At 65.8% G+C, this 263-nt stretch carries 1 protein-coding gene; it reads left to right on the plus strand.

Annotation, left to right across the window (positions count from 1 at the left end):
• Positions 1-4: 4 nt before the first annotated feature.
• A partial coding sequence (locus SB753_RS38355; RefSeq protein WP_410805329.1) for an alcohol dehydrogenase catalytic domain-containing protein occupies positions 5-263 on the plus strand: 259 nt, incomplete at its 3' end.

Consider the following 263-nt stretch of genomic DNA (forward strand, 5'->3'; position numbering starts at 1 on the left):
CGACATGAAAGCCGTCAAGATCGGATCACCCGCCAGCGTCGATAGTCTCCAGGTAGTCGACATCGACGATCCTGGACAGCCCGGCGCGGGCCAGCTTCGGGTTCGCATTCACGCGAGCTCGTTGAACTTCCATGACTATGGCGTCGTGAGCGGTGTGTTGCCCGCCGAGGCCGGGCGCATTCCGATGGCGGACGGCGCGGGCGTCGTCGAGGCGGTCGGCGCAGGCGTCGACGGATTCAAGGCCGGCGATCACGTGGTGTCGT

The organism is Paraburkholderia sp. SIMBA_053 (assembly GCF_046534895.1).
Taxonomy (GTDB): Bacteria; Pseudomonadota; Gammaproteobacteria; order Burkholderiales; family Burkholderiaceae; genus Paraburkholderia; species Paraburkholderia caledonica.